Source organism: Paenibacillus sp. FSL K6-2862 (assembly GCF_038005125.1).
GTDB lineage: Bacteria > Bacillota > Bacilli > Paenibacillales > Paenibacillaceae > Paenibacillus > Paenibacillus illinoisensis_A.
The window spans coordinates 2,217,146-2,234,499 of sequence record NZ_JBBOSN010000001.1; the positions used below are offsets into that span (position 1 = coordinate 2,217,146).

At 47.1% G+C, this 17,354-nt stretch carries 11 protein-coding genes; 8 read left to right on the forward strand and 3 right to left on the reverse strand.

The genetic code is table 11. The annotated features are described in order from the left end of the window. Positions 1-111 precede the first annotated feature (111 nt). The 3 genes from MHB82_RS10385 (at position 112) to MHB82_RS10395 (ending at position 8,129) form a co-directional block, all read left to right on the forward strand. Complete coding sequence (locus MHB82_RS10385) at positions 112-2,442, forward strand: glycoside hydrolase family 95 protein (RefSeq protein ID WP_341174601.1); 2,331 nt, start codon at positions 112-114, stop codon at positions 2,440-2,442. 96 nt (positions 2,443-2,538) lie between these two features. Further along, positions 2,539-4,080 carry a response regulator gene (locus tag MHB82_RS10390; RefSeq protein ID WP_341174602.1) on the forward strand — a complete coding sequence of 514 codons (1,542 nt, stop codon included), beginning with the start codon at positions 2,539-2,541 and terminating at the stop codon, positions 4,078-4,080. Between the two features lie 260 nt (positions 4,081-4,340). Then, positions 4,341-8,129, forward strand: coding sequence for an S-layer homology domain-containing protein (locus tag MHB82_RS10395; RefSeq protein WP_341174603.1), 3,789 nt, complete (start codon positions 4,341-4,343; stop codon positions 8,127-8,129). An 80-nt stretch (positions 8,130-8,209) separates the two neighbouring features. Here MHB82_RS10395 and MHB82_RS10400 read toward each other — a convergent pair whose 3' ends face one another. After that, positions 8,210-9,937: a cache domain-containing sensor histidine kinase gene (locus MHB82_RS10400; protein ID WP_341174604.1), complete on the reverse strand. Its 1,728-nt coding sequence runs from the start codon at positions 9,935-9,937 to the stop codon at positions 8,210-8,212. Between the two features lie 253 nt (positions 9,938-10,190). Between MHB82_RS10400 and MHB82_RS10405 the strand changes: the two genes are divergently transcribed. The 4 genes from MHB82_RS10405 (at position 10,191) to MHB82_RS10420 (ending at position 14,840) form a co-directional block, all read left to right on the forward strand. Next, positions 10,191-11,147: an ABC transporter permease gene (locus MHB82_RS10405; protein WP_341174605.1), complete on the forward strand. Its 957-nt coding sequence runs from the start codon at positions 10,191-10,193 to the stop codon at positions 11,145-11,147. Positions 11,148-11,171: 24 nt separating this feature from the next. Beyond that, entirely contained in the window at positions 11,172-12,062 is an 891-nt protein-coding gene (locus tag MHB82_RS10410; protein WP_341174606.1) for a carbohydrate ABC transporter permease, read from the forward strand. A 137-nt stretch (positions 12,063-12,199) separates the two neighbouring features. Beyond that, positions 12,200-13,810 carry an extracellular solute-binding protein gene (locus MHB82_RS10415; protein WP_341174607.1) on the forward strand — a complete coding sequence of 537 codons (1,611 nt, stop codon included), beginning with the start codon at positions 12,200-12,202 and terminating at the stop codon, positions 13,808-13,810. A 202-nt stretch (positions 13,811-14,012) separates the two neighbouring features. Next, positions 14,013-14,840, forward strand: coding sequence for a divergent polysaccharide deacetylase family protein (locus MHB82_RS10420; RefSeq protein WP_445671254.1), 828 nt, complete (start codon positions 14,013-14,015; stop codon positions 14,838-14,840). On the opposite strand, the gene MHB82_RS10425 is transcribed toward MHB82_RS10420, so the two are convergent. Then, positions 14,815-15,576 carry an N-acetylmuramoyl-L-alanine amidase gene (locus MHB82_RS10425; protein ID WP_341174609.1) on the reverse strand — a complete coding sequence of 254 codons (762 nt, stop codon included), beginning with the start codon at positions 15,574-15,576 and terminating at the stop codon, positions 14,815-14,817. The genes MHB82_RS10420 and MHB82_RS10425 overlap by 26 nt on opposite strands. A 220-nt stretch (positions 15,577-15,796) precedes the next feature. Here MHB82_RS10425 and MHB82_RS10430 point away from each other — a divergent pair, with 220 nt between their 5' ends. Continuing rightward, positions 15,797-16,021, forward strand: a complete 225-nt coding sequence (locus tag MHB82_RS10430; RefSeq protein WP_341174610.1) for a YqzE family protein — start codon at positions 15,797-15,799, stop codon at positions 16,019-16,021. Positions 16,022-16,121: 100 nt separating this feature from the next. On the opposite strand, the gene MHB82_RS10435 is transcribed toward MHB82_RS10430, so the two are convergent. After that, positions 16,122-17,336 (reverse strand): hypothetical protein, encoded by a 1,215-nt coding sequence (locus MHB82_RS10435; RefSeq protein WP_341174611.1) that lies wholly within the window; start codon positions 17,334-17,336, stop codon positions 16,122-16,124. Positions 17,337-17,354: the final 18 nt, after the last annotated feature.

A 17,354-nucleotide genomic window follows, 5' to 3' on the forward strand; every position in this document is an offset into this window, starting at 1 on the left:
AATCTGCATCAACCTAATAATAGGCGCGCTTTTGTTGGACACAGACAGCGCGCTTTATTTGGTTTTCGTCATTATAGATTCAGATAATCCATTTGAACAGGAGGACGTGAAATGGACGATTTTACATTGTGGTACTCGACCCCAGCAGTGAATTGGAATCAAGGATTGCCCCTAGGGAACGGAAGAATGGGAGCTGTGGTCATGGCTGCACCGAATCGTGAAGTGTGGAGCATGAGTGAGGTGACTTACTGGTCCGGTCAAGCAGATCCAGAGCCGGCTCTTACAGGAGGGAAGAGGGCACTGGAGGAGATGCGGCGTCAGTTCTATTCCGGCAATTATGATGAGGGAGATCGTCTTGCGAAGCAATATTTGCAGCCCGACAAGCAGAATTTCGGCACCAATCTGGGGCTGTGCAAGGTTGTCATACAATTTGCCGAGCAGGCCCCTGAAAGAACGCTAGAGGAAAGCTTCCGCCGTGAGCTGGACTTAAACCTTGCGCTGGCCAAGGCTGCCTGGAGGAACAAGGATGCAACTGTGTATCGTGAGGTTTTTGCATCACATGCTGACGACCTAATTGTTTCCAGAGTTTGGAGTGATCGCTCTGGGGGCGTGTCCTTTTCGCTCCGTCTGGAGGGAGACGCGGGATCGTTCCGCAGCATAATAATGGATGACTGTACATTGAAGTTTGAGGGCCAGGCTACCGAGAATGTTCATAGCAACGGCAACTGTGGTGTATCGGCCGAAGGGTATGTGAAGGTTGTCGTCGCTGGCGGTACGGTTACCGGGAGTGACGGAATATTGACCGTCCAGGGAGCGGATGAGGCCTCCATTTACTTTGCTGTCAGTACCGATTATCGCAAAACGGGACCGGAGTGGAAACAGGAGAGCCGTGTAATACTCGATAAGGCAGTAGGCAAAGGATATTCCCTTCTGCGAATGGATCACATCGAGGATTACGCAGAGCAGTATAACAAGGTCGACATTCAGATTGGGACTGCAAGCAAAAGTAATCTAACGACAGATCAGCGCATCCGGCTGCTGGCTGGAGGTGGGGATGATGATCCCCAGCTTTTTGCGCTATTTCTGCAATATGGCCGGTATCTGACCATTGCCGGTTCGCGTGCCAATTCTCCGCTTCCCCTTCATCTTCAGGGAATATGGAATGACGGAGAAGCATGCCGTATGGGCTGGAGCTGTGATTATCACCTGGATATCAATACCCAGATGAATTATTATCCGGCAGAGATTACGAATTTGGGAGACAGCCATCTTCCGCTCATGAGGTTTGTTGAAGACCTTGCAGCAGCCGGAAAGTCAACGGCACGTAACTTATATGGCAGTGAAGGCTGGGTTGCGCATGTCTTCTCTAACGTCTGGGGATTTACACTTCCCGGCTGGGATACATCGTGGGGGCTGAATGTTACCGGAGGACTGTGGCTCGCCACTCACTTAATGGAGCATTATGAATATAGCCAGGACCGTGATTTTCTGGAAAATACGGCTTATCCTGTGCTCAAAGAAGCCGCAGTATTCTATCTCGACTATATGGACATTCATCCCGAATATGGTTGGCTGGTGACTGGGCCATCCAATTCTCCGGAGAATCATTTCTATCCGGGTACAGCTGGCGGTGCTGTGCACCAGCTCTCGATGGGAACGACATTAGACCAGATTCTGGTGCGTGAGCTGTTTGAATTTTGCCTAAAATCGATTGAACTACTGGGGAGGGACCAGGATTTCGGTGAACAACTGAGAGAAGCTGTTAATATGCTGCCACCGCTGCAGATTGGGAAGAAAGGACAGCTGCAGGAATGGCTGGAGGACTATGAGGAAGCGCAGCCGGAGCATCGGCATCTCTCACATCTATTCGCCCTGTATCCGGGGCATCAGATCACGCCTGAGCGGACACCTGAGCTTAGTGCGGCAGCAAGAGTGACGATGCAAAACCGGATGCTGCAAGAGGAACTGGAGGATGTAGAATTTACGGCTGCCCTGTTTGGACTCGGTTTTGCGAGGCTGCATGATGGAGAAATGGCCTACAAACATGTCTCGCACCTGATAAGTGGACTGTGCTTCGATAATCTGTTTACGTATTCCAAGTCAGGCATTGCCGGTGCAGAAACCAATATTTTCGTCATTGACGGAAATTTCGGAGGAACAGCGGTTATTGCGGAGATGCTGCTGCAAAGTTACGCAGGCGAAATTCATCTCTTGCCAGCACTGCCGCAGGCTTGGAGTAAGGGGAAGGTAACCGGGCTAAGAGCCAAAGGCAATGCCGAAGTAGATGCAGTTTGGGAGGATGGAGAGCTGACGTCCGCCACAATCCGTGCATTTACGTCTGGAACGTACACCGTATGCAGAGGAGAGCGGAGAACGACTTTTCATGCCGAAGCAGGAGGAAGTTACACATTTAATCGTGAGCTGGACTTGATTGACCGATAAATCATGCCAATAAGCAATTGTATCATAACCGATCTGGTCGAATGGGAGAGAAAACATATAATAGAGACAGAGATAGCTTAAATGGAGGGGACTTCAATGTACAGTATTTTTCTCGTAGACGACGAAGAGCTCGGGCTTGGGATGATGAGAGATTATATTCGCTGGGAAGAGATGGGGATCTACATTATTGGGACAGCGAGCAACGGCAGAGAGGCTTTGGAGAAGATTGAGGCCCTTCAGCCTGATATTGTACTTACCGATGTGCAGATGCCCATTATGAACGGAATTGACCTGGCTCGAAAAATACATGAGTTGTATGATTCCATTCAAGTGATGTTCCTGACGGGACATGATGAATTCCATTATGTGAAATCAGCGCTTCATGTCGGAGCGGTCGGATATTTGCTTAAACCCCTTGATTTGAATGAAATTGAAGGCGTTATTTCGAAAGTGAAACAGCGCTGTGAAGAAGTTGCAATCAAGAAACGTTCCACGGAGGCTGCTAAAACCAAGATTCTAAAGGAACTGTCCTATGAAAAAGACACGACTCGTGCTGTGGAGCTGGCATCCGATTATAGCAGGTTGACCCGTCTGCCCGTGACATCACGGTATGCCTTGGCCTTGTTCAGCATCGATCCCATTGAAGCCGAAGAAGAGCAGCAGAGTCTGGAAGAATGCACCACCAGGCTGGTGGCTTATCTGAATTACTATTTCCAGGCGAAGAATCTGAAGGCTACCTTTGTTGATTACAAGGAAGGCGAGACAGGACTGTTTATAGATGCAGACCAACAGCCAGGGTATTACGCCTGGGAGGACTTGGCTGTGGCAATGCGAAGTGCACTCGATTTTACGGTGACTGCAGCGGTCGGAGCCGAAGCTGCCGAATTGTCCAATCTCCACTATTTATACGAGCAAATGCGTGTGATCCTGAATGAGCGTTTCTACGAAGGAACCGGAACGATGATCCATGCAGAAGCCGTAACGAATCAATTGTACAGCGAACATATGCCGCCTTTTGAGAAGAAAGAATGGTTTGAAGCGATACATCAACTGGATTTTGAGTGGGCAGCACAGAAGCTGCATCAATATATTGATGCCCTGGCTGCCATGCGAATCAAGAAGAAGATGATATGTGACTGGTCCATCGATCTCGTCGATGAACTGCTGGAACAGGTGCAGGAGCACTTATCGAAGGGGGTTCAACGAGCCGAGCTGTATCACTCCATTTATAATGCATCGACGTTGCATGAGATAGAGGGGCTGATTCTGGATGCGGCAGGTCACGCCGTGAATCTGCTGGGAGAGCGATTTATGGATAAAAATGAAAAACTGATTCATAAGGTACGCACCCTCATTGATCAAAATTACAATCACCCGGTTACGATTAACAGCCTGTCTGAACAGGTTTATCTGTCACCTAACTATTTGCGGTCCATTTTCAAGGAAAAGACAGGAATGACCATCCATGATTATTTGACGCGTATCCGGCTTGGCAAAGCAAGGGAGATGCTGGCGGATGGCTCGCTCAAGATTCATGATATTGCTCAGAGAGTAGGCTACGAGAGCACGTCCTACTTCATTTCTCTTTTTCTTAAGAATGAAGGAGTAACGCCGAATGAATACAGGAAATCGATCTGAACGTTTATAAATCGCCTGATTGTTTTGTAAAAGAGAGAAATTCAAATATGAATCGTAACATTGCGATATGGATCATTCCTGTCGCTCTTTTTACAATTAGGCATGTAACCAATATGCAGCGCTTAACCCTTATTACAACGAAAGAATAAAGGAGGATGAGAAACCAGATAATGAATTGAAAGCGATTACAATGGTGATTTATTGCTTAATGATCCATGTGAAACGAACGTTTGCCTAATCATTGAAGTTGGAGGGATGTTATGTTAGAACGAGTCCTGCAAAAATCCTTTATATTCCTTTTGATCTTCTGTCTGGTGACAGGTATCGGTCCAACGGCAGCCATGGTAAGTGCCAGTGAACCTAACAGCTATGAAGCCGAAGCGGATGGGAATACGCTGAGCGGAAATGCGAGTGTATCGGATAGTCCATCTGCATCGGGGGGCAAAAAGGTCGGAGGTATGTACCAAGGTAGTTCGCTGCAATTCAATAACGTGATCGTAAACGAGTCGGGAAACTATAAAGTTGTCGTTTATTACATTTCGGGTGATCCCCGGCCGTTCAACATAAGTGCCAACGGCGGGGCAAAACAATTCGAAGAACCACCGAAGACTGCGGATTGGGATACCGTAGGCACATATGATGTAACGCTGCCCTTGAACGCAGGGAGCAACTCGATCCTGATCGATGACAACAACTGGTATTCACCTGATATCGACAAAATTGTCATTGCCGGATTGGATGATAGTGAGACAGAGCCCGGGAATCCCGGTGAAGAAGAAGACCTGGGCACACCAGGGGATACACACCAATATGGAACAATTTCGGTAACGGATTATACGTACGGATTTCTCGTGGCAAACGAACATTATGAAGTAACTTATAATACCCAGTCAGGATTGGTTGGTTACAGCTGGGCTGACGGGCAGAAGCTACGGGGCGTATACAGCAGCATGAAACTCGGTGATGAGTCTCTCGTGCAGAGCAAAGATTATGAGGAACATACCACTGCTGGTGCACCACTGGAATTGGAAGACGGATTCGGCAAAGGAATCGAGCTTTCATTTGTCCACACATCTGCTGGTAAACCGACGTTGAAGCAGGTGTATCGTTTCTATGAAGATAAGGCGTATTTTCTGACCGGTTTAAATGCAGTTGGGGAAACGGAGATCCATACGAATTACATGTCCCCGATTACGGTGACCAATACAGGTGGGGTGGACATCGGTGATAGCTCGGACAATCGTGTACTCACCGTGCCTTTTGACAATGATGCATGGATTAGGTATAAATCTCAAACCATGAATCGGACAGATACAAGTTATGAAATGACGGCCATCTTCAATAACGCAACACGTAACGGATTGGTGATTGGTTCGGTAACACATGATACTTGGAAAACAGGTATTGATTGGCAAGGATCTGCCAACCGAATTCATGAACTTTCCGTATATGGCGGAGCTGCCACTGATGTGACAAGAGACACCCAGCCGCATGGCAGTCTGACGGGAACGGAGCTGTCCTCGCCGTTGATTATGGTGGGAGGGTTCAGTGATTACCGGACAGGTCTTGAAGAATACGGTAAGGCCAATGCAGTCATTACGCCACCACTGGAATTAAATCCGGAACTTCCGCAAGGCGTTCCCTTTGGCTGGAATAGCTGGGGAGCGTATGGCAGTACACTGTCTTATCAGAACGTTGTGGATGTCTCCAACTATTTTAAGAACAACTTGGAGAATTTTAACAACGAGGGCAATGTATTTATCAACATGGATTCCTACTGGGATAACCTGAGCGATGAAGAACTTGCACAGGCTGTATCCGTTATAAAGGGCAACGGTCAGCATGCGGGTATCTATTGGGCACCATTCGTGTATTGGGGAAACAATATGAACCAGTCGGTGGAAGGCACCAACAACCAATATACGTATGGTGATATCGTTCTTAAGGATTCTACCGGCAAACCGCTGCCTACCCTGGACGGGGCCTATCCCCTGGACGTGACACATCCCGGAGCCAAGATGCGGATGGATTATTTTCTGGATAAGTTCAAGAATCTTGGTTTTACCTACATCAAACTGGATTTTCTGACTCACGGTTCTCTGGAAGGGGAGCATTATGACGAGGAAGTAACCACTGGCATCCAGGCTTACAATCAAGGTATGCGTTATGTGGAAGAGCGATTGGACGGAAAAATGTTCATCAGTGCATCCATTGCACCGATCTTTCCAAGCCAATATGCGCACAGCAGACGTATCTCATGTGATTCGTACGGCAGCATTAACGAGACAGAATACATGTTAAATTCGCTGACCTACGGCTTCTGGCAAAATGGAACCATATATTCCTATACCGACCCTGACCATTTGGTACTGGCCAAAGCATCAAGTCTGACCGAAGCTCGCAGTCGGGTGAACTCGGGTGTCATTGCGGGAACGGTCATGATGGCTTCCGATGATGTGAATAATTCCAAGGCTCAGGAGTACATGACTGCACTGTACAACAATAGGGATGTTCTAAATGTTGCGAGGAAAGGAAAAGTATTCAGGCCTCTTGAAGGCAACACCAACGCCAATGCTGCGGATACGTTTGTGTTGAAGGATGGGGATGATTATTATCTTGCCTTATTTAACTACAGCGCGACCAGTTCCGCTGAGCGGACGATCGACTTGAAACGTGCCGGATTGAATGCTGCCCAAATGTATTCGCTAATAGACCTCTGGACAGGCGAAGTTTCATCCGTATCGGGTTCATGGTCGGTGACGCTGGAAGCAGCTGAATCAAGAATGGTGAAATTGACGGAAATGAAAGATACTCCCGGCAATCCGAGCAATCCGAGCAACCCGGGTAATCCAGGGAACCCTGGCGTGCCAGGAAACTCAGGAAGTACTGGCAATACTCATGGCAGCAGCCTAAATGAGAACAACGGGAGTCAAGAGAGTGTGACTACAATCCTGTCCATCACAGCAGATATGCTGAAAACGAACAAAGAGTCAGGTCAAGCCGTCGTGGAAATCAAGGCTGATACGCAGGAAGTGCAGTTATTCTCAGCTGTTGTCAAGCAGCTTGGAAACGACGCACTGGTGTTGAAATCGGGCAAGCTAAGCCTTCACATTCCTGCAGAAGTGCTTCAGCAGCTTATGAATAAGCTGCCAGAACAGCAGCAGGAAGGAAGCATCATCTCACTCAAGATGGTTCCACTTGGCAGTGAAGGGAACGAGATCATTGCCGCAGCACAGGTCATGAAGCAAGCCAAGGTTTCATTGAAGAGTGAAATCTACGGAATCAGTATATCCATTGAGAGCAAATCAGGGTTAAACGAAACACTCTCCAAGTTTGATAAGCCCGTCGTGTTGAGTCTGCATGCGGTTGAAGGTTTCATTTCTTCTAAGGGTGGTATGTATGCGATTGGAGATAAAGGTAAGCTTGAATTTGTCCGAGGTGAATATGCAGCGAATGTGTTAACAGGGGAAATCAGTGAATTCGGCACATATGCTGTATTGGAGCTGGAGCGCTCCTTCACAGATGTCCCTGCTTACCACTGGGCGAGCCCTGTTATTTATGAGTTGGCGGCCAAGCTGATTGTCCAAGGTACACATGAAGGCCTGTTTGAACCAGGCCGTGAGGTCACAAGGGCCGAGTTCGCTTCAATGCTCGTACATTCTCTGGGACTGACCACAGCCGGGGAAATGGAGTTTCGCGATGTAGCTGCAGATCGCTGGTATGCTGCGCCTATCTCCATCGCGTACAAGGCCGGGATTGTTAGCGGCAAAAGTCGGGATGCCTTCGGACCAGATCTGCCGATTACTCGCGAGGAAATGGCAGTCATGGTAATGAAGGGTTATTCCTTGGGGAAGGATCAGGAGCCTGTTGATACCAACGATACCATATTCGGCGATATAAATCTGGTGTCACCATGGGCAGCTGATTCAGTAACTGAAGCAGCCAATCTGGGCCTGATTCAAGGAAACAGACATGCCAAGTTTGAGCCCAAAGGGATCGCATCCCGGGCAGAAGCGGCACAGGTCATCTACAATTTGATTCTGAAGTAGAACATCAAAGGGCTGCGGAGCAATTCCGCAGCCCTATTTCCGTATTTTTGTATAGAATAGTACGATGGCATTCATGAGTGTTATAAAAGGGCTTTTTGTGGAAGGATGATCTGCACAGTCGTCCCCGCACCCAATCTGCTGTATACGTGGACACCGTAATTCTCTCCGAACTTCAGCTTAATCCGCCGGTCCACATTGGAAATACCATATCCCCGTCCTGGTTTGTCTTCAAGTAGAGATAGAAGGGTTTCACGCGACATGCCCATCCCGTCATCCATGACGGATAGGATAATCGAGTCATTTTCGAAGACCCCTTTGATATGAATATTAAGCGGCCTCTCTTGATTCCAAACGGCATGAATAATCGCATTTTCAACAAATGGCTGGAGAGCAAGCTTAACCGTGGAGTAGGGTAAAATCGCCTGATCAATGGTATAAATGAAATTTAACTGCCCCTTGAATCGGATCAGCTGAATGGCGTTATAGCTTTGGGTTAATTTCAACTCCTCATTGATAGTCAGAACACTTTTTCCTTTGTTCAGGGATATCCGATAAAACTTGGCAAGATTTAATACCATCTCCTGAATTTGCGGATCCTGATGTTTAATCGCGAGAGAAGAGATCGAGCCCAGTGTGTTATACAGAAAATGAGGGTTAATCTGGGCCTGCAAAAGATCGAGCTCGGCTTCCTTGCTCTGCAGTTCTTTTTGATATACCTCGGTGATGAGACTTCTCAAACGGATCGTCATTTGCTGGAACGCGAAGTGAAGCTGTCCAATCTCATCACTGCCCAATTGTTCCTCATGTGTTGGTGTGAAGTCTCCGCGCTCAATCCGGCGAATCATACGGATTAAGGTCCGGATGCGTTTGCTGAACAGTGAAGCCGTAATATAAATGAGCAGCAGAGCCACACCTATAAAGGCAAGTGACACTTTAATCATAAGCTGCGACAGTGATTTGGCATCTTTAATAATACTTTCATAAGGGAAGATGGAGACGGTCTTCCAGCCATTTTTGAGTGTGTTATAGACGGCTAGTGCTTTAACGCCCTGATAGGTCGTGTCGAATCTGCCGGAAAGAGAGTCATCAAACTGTTGGTCAAGCAGTTCCGGCAACCGTGTATTGATTAATTTTTTGTCCGCAGAAGATAGAATAACACCTTGGTCATTCATGATAAAAATGTCTTTGCCTCCGGCTTCCTTCTCCATTAACGAATAGATAACCGACTCGGAAATTTGGAATACCAGCATCCCATACGGATATTGATTGCTATTATTATTCAGCAGTCTCGCAAGGGTAAACATGGCAGGTCCATCCGCCGTTTGCGGGGAGGAGAGGTGAATGATATTACCATACGACTGTTTCAGCTTCTGGACCAGCTCAGTCTCCTCAACTTCGGGTGTAATGGGCTTGATATAGTAGTTATCCTTAGGCAGAGACGGATTGTCCGAATAAATGAATGCGCTATCAAAATCAGGGTAGGCAGCCATAATGGTATCGATGCGATTGCCAATGTAATTATAAACATCCAGATAGGAAGGATCATCCTGATACTCTGTCGTCAGGTAATTGGCAAGTCGATTATCCAGATAAATGGAGGCTGAAATATGTTCATAGCTATCGAGTTTATTCTCCAGGTTTTTGGTGATCTGGGCGGTTGAATTCATCATGTTGATGTACAGCTGTTCCGTCAGCTTGGATTTGGTAAGTTCGAACGAGAAATAAACCAGCAGCATCATCGGGATAATGGTGACCAGGACAAAAACAAGAAAGAGTTTGGATCTGAAGCTTAAATCAACAAAAGGCATGTAAATGTATTTTCTGTAAAATGGACGCATCGAGCAGCCCTCTCTCAATTGAAAGTGATTTCATAGAGTTCATCATAGCAGACGAAATATGGAAAACCAATAACGCTTTTCACCGAAAACATCTTTAAAAAGCGGCATTTATCGGAGAATTGAAGTATGGAAAGCAAGCGCTATCAAAATTAAGATAAAAAGGTAATCAGCTGAATCTGAATCAGGCCAATCATGATGGTATAAAGAAAGGGGAGGGCATCTGATGCATAAGGTAAGCGCTATCAAAACAGTCAGGAGCAATAATCTGATCAGCAGACTAAAAGAACAAAAATGGTTATTCGTGCTTATGCTGCCTGCCTTCGTTGCAACTTTGCTGTTTTCCTATGGTCCCATGTTCGGACTGTATATGGCATTTACGAATTATCAGCCGGGAGGGGAGTCTTTTTTTAGGCAGTTTTTTCATGCAGAGTTTGTAGGCTTCCGGTGGTTCGAATATTTCTTCACCACAGGTGATTTCTATCGGGTTATGCGCAATACACTCGCAACGAGCTTGCTCACACTGTTGTTCGGGTTTCCTGCGCCAATCATCCTTGCGCTTGTCCTGAATGAAGCCAGACAGGGATTTTTCAAGCGCTTTGTACAGACGGTATCATATTTGCCCCACTTCATCTCGTGGGTTATTGCGGCCAATATTGTCATTACACTCCTGGCTTCAGACGGTATGCTCAATAATATTCTGGTGCTGCTGGGTATTGTGGATGATCCGATCGCGTTCCTGCAAAATGGACCTTTGTTTTGGTGGATTATTGCCTTGTCCAACATGTGGAAAGAGATGGGCTTCAGCGCAATTATGTATCTTGCGGCCATTTCCTCCATTAACCCTGAACTTTATGAAGCTGCGAGGGTAGATGGGGCGAGCAGATTTAAGCAAATGTGGCATATTACTCTGCCGGCTTTGCGTCCAACCATTGTCATACTGGCTATTCTTGCAGTCGGCGGAATTCTGAATGCAGGCTTTGAACAGCAGTATCTCTTGCAAAACAATACGGTACTTGAGTATTCGGAAGTCATCGATATTTATGCCTACAAATACGGCTTGCAGAACAGCATGTTTTCATACGGAGCTGCCGTTGAAATGTTCAAATCTGTCGTTGCTTTCATACTCGTTGTTATTGTGAACCGGATCTCAAGAAAGGTGAATGATCAGGCGTTGTTCTAACCAAGAAGGAAAGGAGTGCTCATCATGTTATTAAACCGATTCGGTGATCGGATATTTAAGTTCTTTGTATATCTCATTCTGGTCCTGGTTTTACTGGTTACATTTCTGCCTTTCTGGAATATACTTGTCCTTTCCTTGAATAGCGCGGAGGATACGGTTCGGGGCGGTGTCTACTTGTGGCCACGCGTGCCAACCTTGGACAGCTACAGCCAGATTTTGAAAGACAGTGAAATTTTGAATGGGCTGTGGGTCACGGTCAAACGAACACTGATTGGTGCACCGCTCTCGGTGCTGGTTATCACGATGCTGGCGTATCCGCTGAGCCGGCGGAATTTGGTGGGGCGCAAGGGTTGGAATTTGTACTTCATATTCACGATGTATTTTGGCGGCGGATTGATTCCCTATTACATGGTACTCAAAGCGCTGAACATGATTGATACGTTCTCCGTCTTCATTCTGCCCAGTCTGATGAATGTGTTTTACATGATTATTGTACGAACGTTCATGGAGCAGCTTCCTCATGAGATTGAGGAATCAGCCAAGGTGGACGGAGCTAATGATCTTACGATTTTTTTCAGAATTGTCATGCCGCTAACCACGCCTGTACTCGCGACAGTTGGATTATTCCAAGCTATTGGACACTGGAACTCCTGGTTTGACTCTTATGCATTCACGTACAGCTCAGACTTGAAAACCTTGCAAGCCGTACTTGTCAAAATCCTGAGTCAGTTTCAGACCGGTGGGATGATCTCTCAAACGCAGATGCTGGCTAACTCAGCCAAGCGGAATGCTGTTTCGAGTGACACCATACGAATGGCTGCGACGATGGTTGCTACGTTGCCGATCATTCTCGTCTATCCGTTTTTGCAGAAGTATTTTGTCAAAGGCATGACGCTCGGAGCAGTAAAAAGTTAATTATTGCTGGTCTGGCTGCCAGAGGAAGGCTTCTCGGCAGGCACTCCTTCACTCCTGAAAGGGGGTGGTACAGATTCGTTGGTTTGCTCCATAATACACGCAAGTCACTTCATTCATTGGGAGGAATTAGGGTGTCAATGAAAAAGACAAAAAAATGGATGGTTATGGGTATTACTGCTGCATTAGTCGTAGGTTTGCTTGCGGGATGTTCTTCGAGCGAGGGGACAGATAGTGCAGGTACAGGTGAAAAAGGAGCTGAACAAGGCCCGATCACGCTGACCTGGTTTGATGGCAATACCAAAGGTGAGCCATTCACTGATGCGGTTGCCCAGCAAATCACCGAAAAAACCGGAATAGAGATCTCCATACAGCAGCCGACGGGAAATCCGACGGAGAAGCTGAGCTTGATGCTGGCGAGTGGAGATTACCCCGATGTCGTGGTCATGAGCCGGGGAGATGCCTCACTGGACAAATATATTTCTAGCGGAGCCTTTATTCCGCTTGATGAGTTAATCGAGAAATATGGAGCAGATTTAAAGGAAATGTACGGGGACACCTTGACCAAGACACGTTATACGGACGGCAAAAACTATTACCTGGCAAACTGGTATGGACTCGACAGTGATCCAGTCTTCGGTATGCTGATGAGGCAAAGCCTGCTGGAAGAGCTTGCTCCTGAGAAAGCGGATGGCTCCGAGCCGCTCACGACAGACGAGTTTGAAGCACTGCTTAAACAGTTTAAACAGAAATACAGCACAATTGATGGTAAAGAATCGGTTCCCATGACGATGAATGGAGAGAATATGGGAGCGAATCTGGGTACCTTCAAGGGCATGTGGGGGTTAAAAACCTACTACGATAATAATGGCAGATTGCAATATGATGTCAAAGATCCGAAGTATCGTGAAATGCTTTTATATATGAACCGTCTATATCGAGAAGGACTGATCGAGAAGGAATTCGCCATTAGCAAAACACAAACATGGATTCAGAAGCTCACAACAGGTGCGGTATTCTCCACACCAGGCGCGTACTGGGATCCGGGCAACGGCAATGCCGCATTGAAAAAGGATGGCGGTGAGAAGAATCAATTATTCGCATATAAAGTCGTAGCTCCTGGTGTGGACCCGGCCCAAACGACCTTTGGACCGAGAAGCTCGCTCGGATGGGATGCCATTGCCATAACCAAAAATAATAAACACCCGGAAGAAACGATGAAGCTGTTCAACTATTTGGCGAGTGATGAAGGACAGCACTTGCTCCTATGGGGTAAGGAAGGCGAACAATACACCATGGTGGATGGAAAACGTCAACCTGATCCTGCATTCCTGCAGAGCTTCAAGGATAACTGGGATGAAACGGTGAAAACAAGCGGGGTTCGTAAATGGCTGTGGTTTATCAAAAATGGGTTGGATCCAAACGGACAGCCGTACGACATGGCCGTCAAATATCAGCGCAGCGAAGTGGATGAACTGGCCATCAAAAGTCTTGGTGATTCGGTATGGGATACTGCTGAATATGATAACCTCAATCCGGATGGGGGAACACCCGAAGCTCTGACGGCACAAAAGGTCAAGGATATTATGGACCAAAGCATTACCAGAGCCATTATTGCCCCGACTGAAGCAGAAGCCAATGCCATATTTGACAAAATGCTAGAGGATATGAAAAAGGCAGGGGATGAGAAAGTGGAGGATATTATCAACCAGAAATACGCGCAGCGTATGGAGGTATGGAAAACCAAGTGAGCTGGACGGAATGGATTATATAGTGGAAGGCTCTCCTAAAAGGAGGGCTTTTTCATGTGCATGGAACAGGCTTTTTTTGTCTAACATATTCCTTCTTCATTGTTCAAATAATGAGGGGAACGAACAAAGGAGGGAACGATGGATGAAAAAGGCCGAACGTAAAGTACGGTCCAGTACATGGACGATTCGAACTGTATGGTTGATGGTGAGTATGCTGTTTATTACTTATGGAGTGAACTTGTTTACCTGTAGTGCAGAACCACTGGTCACAGAACCTGCTCAGGCAGTGGTAATGACTCAACCCCAATCACAGTCGAAACGAATGGCGATCATTATTGATGATGCGGGCAACGATATGAAAGGCACGGCAGAAATTTTGAACATGCCAGTCAAGCTGACGCTTGCGGTCATGCCGTTTTTGTCCACCACCAAAAAAGACGCTATGGCTGCACATGAAAAAGGAATGGATGTAATCGTACACATGCCCATGGAACCCAAATCAGGAAGACCTGAATGGCTCGGTCCCGGTGCGATTACATCCAGTCTCACAGACGATGAAGTCCGCGAACGAGTGGAGAAAGCCATTGATGATGTTCCCTACGCCATCGGCATGAACAATCATATGGGCTCCAAAGTTACTTCAGACAAACGAATCATGTCAATTGTGCTTGATGTTTGCCGGGAACGAGGGCTGTTTTTTGTAGACAGTCGTACAAATTTCCGTTCGGTCGTGGGTGAACTCGCGGTATCAAAAGGCATGCCTCCGGTCGGCAACGATATTTTCCTGGACGACCAGAACTCTAAGCCGCATATTCGCCATCAGATGGAATTGGCAGCCAAGCGAGCTGTCGAAAAGAATATGTGCGTTGTCATTGGACATGTGGGTCAGACGGGACTAAACACATCCAGCGTTGTTCACGAATCCGTCACCAGGCTGAAGGGTGAGATCGAGTTTGTTGGCATCGGTGATCTGGTGCGTGAAGTTTGGCACTGGCATGCTGCCCCTACACTACCGACAAATAATAAATAATGCCATCGGCAATGGACTGGGCAATGCGTTTCTGCTCTGCAGGATCATTCATCATGGCCCGGTCCTCTGCATTGCTCAGAAATCCGGTTTCAACGATAACGGCCGGTTGTTTAATCTGATTCAGCAGGTAGAAAGGCTTACCCCACACAACACCGCGCCGAGTGCCAAACAGGTGGTTTAGCTCGGTCTGGATGGAGTCTGCCAGAAGGTAGCTCCTGCCTTCATTCTGGTAAAGAACAACTGGCCCCCTTGTAGACGATTTGGGACTCCAGTTCCCATGGATGCTGACCACAATATCCGTGCTTACTTCTTCACTGAGACTCTTGCGCTGTGCCAGATCCCTGCGATGACGGGATCTGCTGTTCAGCCAGCGGTTTTCGTCACTAAGGGCGTAGTCTCCAAGCCGGTTGATGATGACAGCATATCCTTTGCTGCGAAGCAGGAGGTACACCTTTTGACTGATCGACAGATTGATGTCTTTTTCAAGCACCCCATCTTCTGACGTACCCCCATCAATACCCCCGTGTCCCACATCCAGCAGGATGACAGGAGCTGCAAAAGCATGGTGCGTGGAACGATAACTGTCACCATCCGTTACAGGCAGCAGGGTAGGACTTACTGATTTTTGGTTGGGGTAGGATGACTCGATAACCGCGGAGGTTGCTTGCGCAGGTAACATTAGTATTGAATTGAACCCGATTAGCCATGCCACTAACGCAGATAGCAGCTTAACCATGTGTATGCACGCTCCTTTTTCTCATAGGAATCTCTTGCAATGGCGTATTAGGATGGATACCTTTGGCATTAGACTGTGCATTCTTGGTTATTTCATACTCTCAGCAGCAAAAAAAATGTTTATGCATGGACTGTTCTGCACACAATAGATGTATCGTAAGCTTGCGAATTACAATTGAGCATCTCGAATCATGCTCAGGTAAAGAAGGAGGCAGAGATGGATGGCCAAAAGTGATGAGCTGGTGAAGTATATTACACAGCGTGTTGTTCATTTTATAGATACACCGAAGGAAGAACGGAAAGGTCGTTCCAAGGTAAAAGAGCCTTGGGCGATGAAATGGTTTGGCATGCTCCCCTTTGCCGTATCATTGTGGGTAGGGAAAAAGGAAAAAGCATTAGATCCTCGTGGGGAAATGCAGAAACGAAGCTCTTCTGGAAAGGGATAAACGGCTTTTAGACTCAACATAAAAAGACGCGTTCCTGATTATGAAATCAGAGGAAGGCGTCTTATTTGTGTTTGCTTGAGACTATACAAAACTCACGGCTTCACGGCGTGAAAGTATAAAAATGACCGTCGTTCATCAGCGTGTCGATCGGAACGAAACGTTTTACGGAAAAGTGTCCCCCAATCGCTACATATTCCATTTTCTCCGAACCGTCATTCATTCTCCAGACCTGATATCCGGTAACAGGAACAGGGCCTCCATATAATACATTGCGCTCATCTGCCGAAAAGACGATGGCCTGATGGTTTTTCCACTGCTGTATTAACGGCTGCAAGCTTGTTACAGGGACGGCTTCCGAAGTAATCCACAAGAGATTTTCGGCAGGATCAAAATTCGGTTGCACGTTGATCGGATCCGCTGAAAAGGATGAAACCTCGGGTAGTTCATCTGTTCCGGATTGAAGTTGTACAGACACGGATAGCGTTGGAGAAGGAGAGCGAGTATATTCAACACGAGATTCACGCTCCATGGCCTTTACAGCACCATTCGGTAAAGTGTCACCGTTGGTTGCATCGATGTAGATGGTGCCAGCACCTGATTGCTCTACTTTCCAGTAGGCAAGAAGAGGGGAGGCATAACGTAACTGGATGTCCTCTGCATGTGACAATTCTTTCAGACTCAGATTATGTCGTTGAAGAGACTGCTTCAGCAGAGAGAGGTCATACGGATTGTGTTCTCCCTGTCCGTACTCGCTTAGCTGCAGTTTCCCTATGCGGTTAGCTGTGATAATCATATATCCAACAGGTGTTCCATCGATATGAGCGTTTACAAGCCAGCTGTGCGTTCCGGGACCAAGAGGCGTAAAGTCTAGCTGTGCCCGGTTCCAGCCCTGGTCCATCTGTTGGAAGGAGCCCAAGGCCTTGACTTGTTGAAGAGCAAACTGCTGAACAGCAGCAGGAGCAAACTTGTCAGATGCATGGGAAGCATCGCTTTTTGCCGTCGTTAACTGGTAGGAAAGTTCTGTGGTGGCTGCCTGCAAACCTAAGGCATCTTCTGCCTGCAATGTTGTGGACAACGTAGTTAAACCCAAAAGACACATGACACCCACGCCTGCTGCCCGGCGGATGACAAGCCATGGCCTATGAAAGATTCGGTTCATAATTAACACCTTCTTTTTCTGGAGTACATTATGACGAACAGGGACGATTATTCGCTGCACGATCACTTCTAGGTTCATTCTAGTGGACAAGCGATGCAAAGGTTGCTGCAACCTGTCGGGTGGCTGCTCATGAATAAACACTACTTTTGCCGTCATTTGCTGGAAAAGTAGTGT

What these genes read in the sequence shown, in the direction of transcription:
- MHB82_RS10420 (WP_445671254.1), top strand. Translation starts at nt 14,013, where the DNA reads ATGGTGAGTATGCTGTTTATTACTTATGGAGTGAACTTGTTTACCTGT.
- MHB82_RS10385 (WP_341174601.1), top strand. Translation starts at nt 112, where the DNA reads ATGGACGATTTTACATTGTGGTACTCGACCCCAGCAGTGAATTGGAAT.
- MHB82_RS10435 (WP_341174611.1), bottom strand. Translation starts at nt 17,336, where the DNA reads ATGACGGCAAAAGTAGTGTTTATTCATGAGCAGCCACCCGACAGGTTG.
- MHB82_RS10390 (WP_341174602.1), top strand. Translation starts at nt 2,539, where the DNA reads ATGTACAGTATTTTTCTCGTAGACGACGAAGAGCTCGGGCTTGGGATG.
- MHB82_RS10395 (WP_341174603.1), top strand. Translation starts at nt 4,341, where the DNA reads ATGTTAGAACGAGTCCTGCAAAAATCCTTTATATTCCTTTTGATCTTC.
- MHB82_RS10400 (WP_341174604.1), bottom strand. Translation starts at nt 9,937, where the DNA reads ATGCCTTTTGTTGATTTAAGCTTCAGATCCAAACTCTTTCTTGTTTTT.
- MHB82_RS10425 (WP_341174609.1), bottom strand. Translation starts at nt 15,576, where the DNA reads ATGGTTAAGCTGCTATCTGCGTTAGTGGCATGGCTAATCGGGTTCAAT.
- MHB82_RS10405 (WP_341174605.1), top strand. Translation starts at nt 10,191, where the DNA reads ATGCATAAGGTAAGCGCTATCAAAACAGTCAGGAGCAATAATCTGATC.
- MHB82_RS10410 (WP_341174606.1), top strand. Translation starts at nt 11,172, where the DNA reads ATGTTATTAAACCGATTCGGTGATCGGATATTTAAGTTCTTTGTATAT.
- MHB82_RS10430 (WP_341174610.1), top strand. Translation starts at nt 15,797, where the DNA reads ATGGCCAAAAGTGATGAGCTGGTGAAGTATATTACACAGCGTGTTGTT.
- MHB82_RS10415 (WP_341174607.1), top strand. Translation starts at nt 12,200, where the DNA reads ATGAAAAAGACAAAAAAATGGATGGTTATGGGTATTACTGCTGCATTA.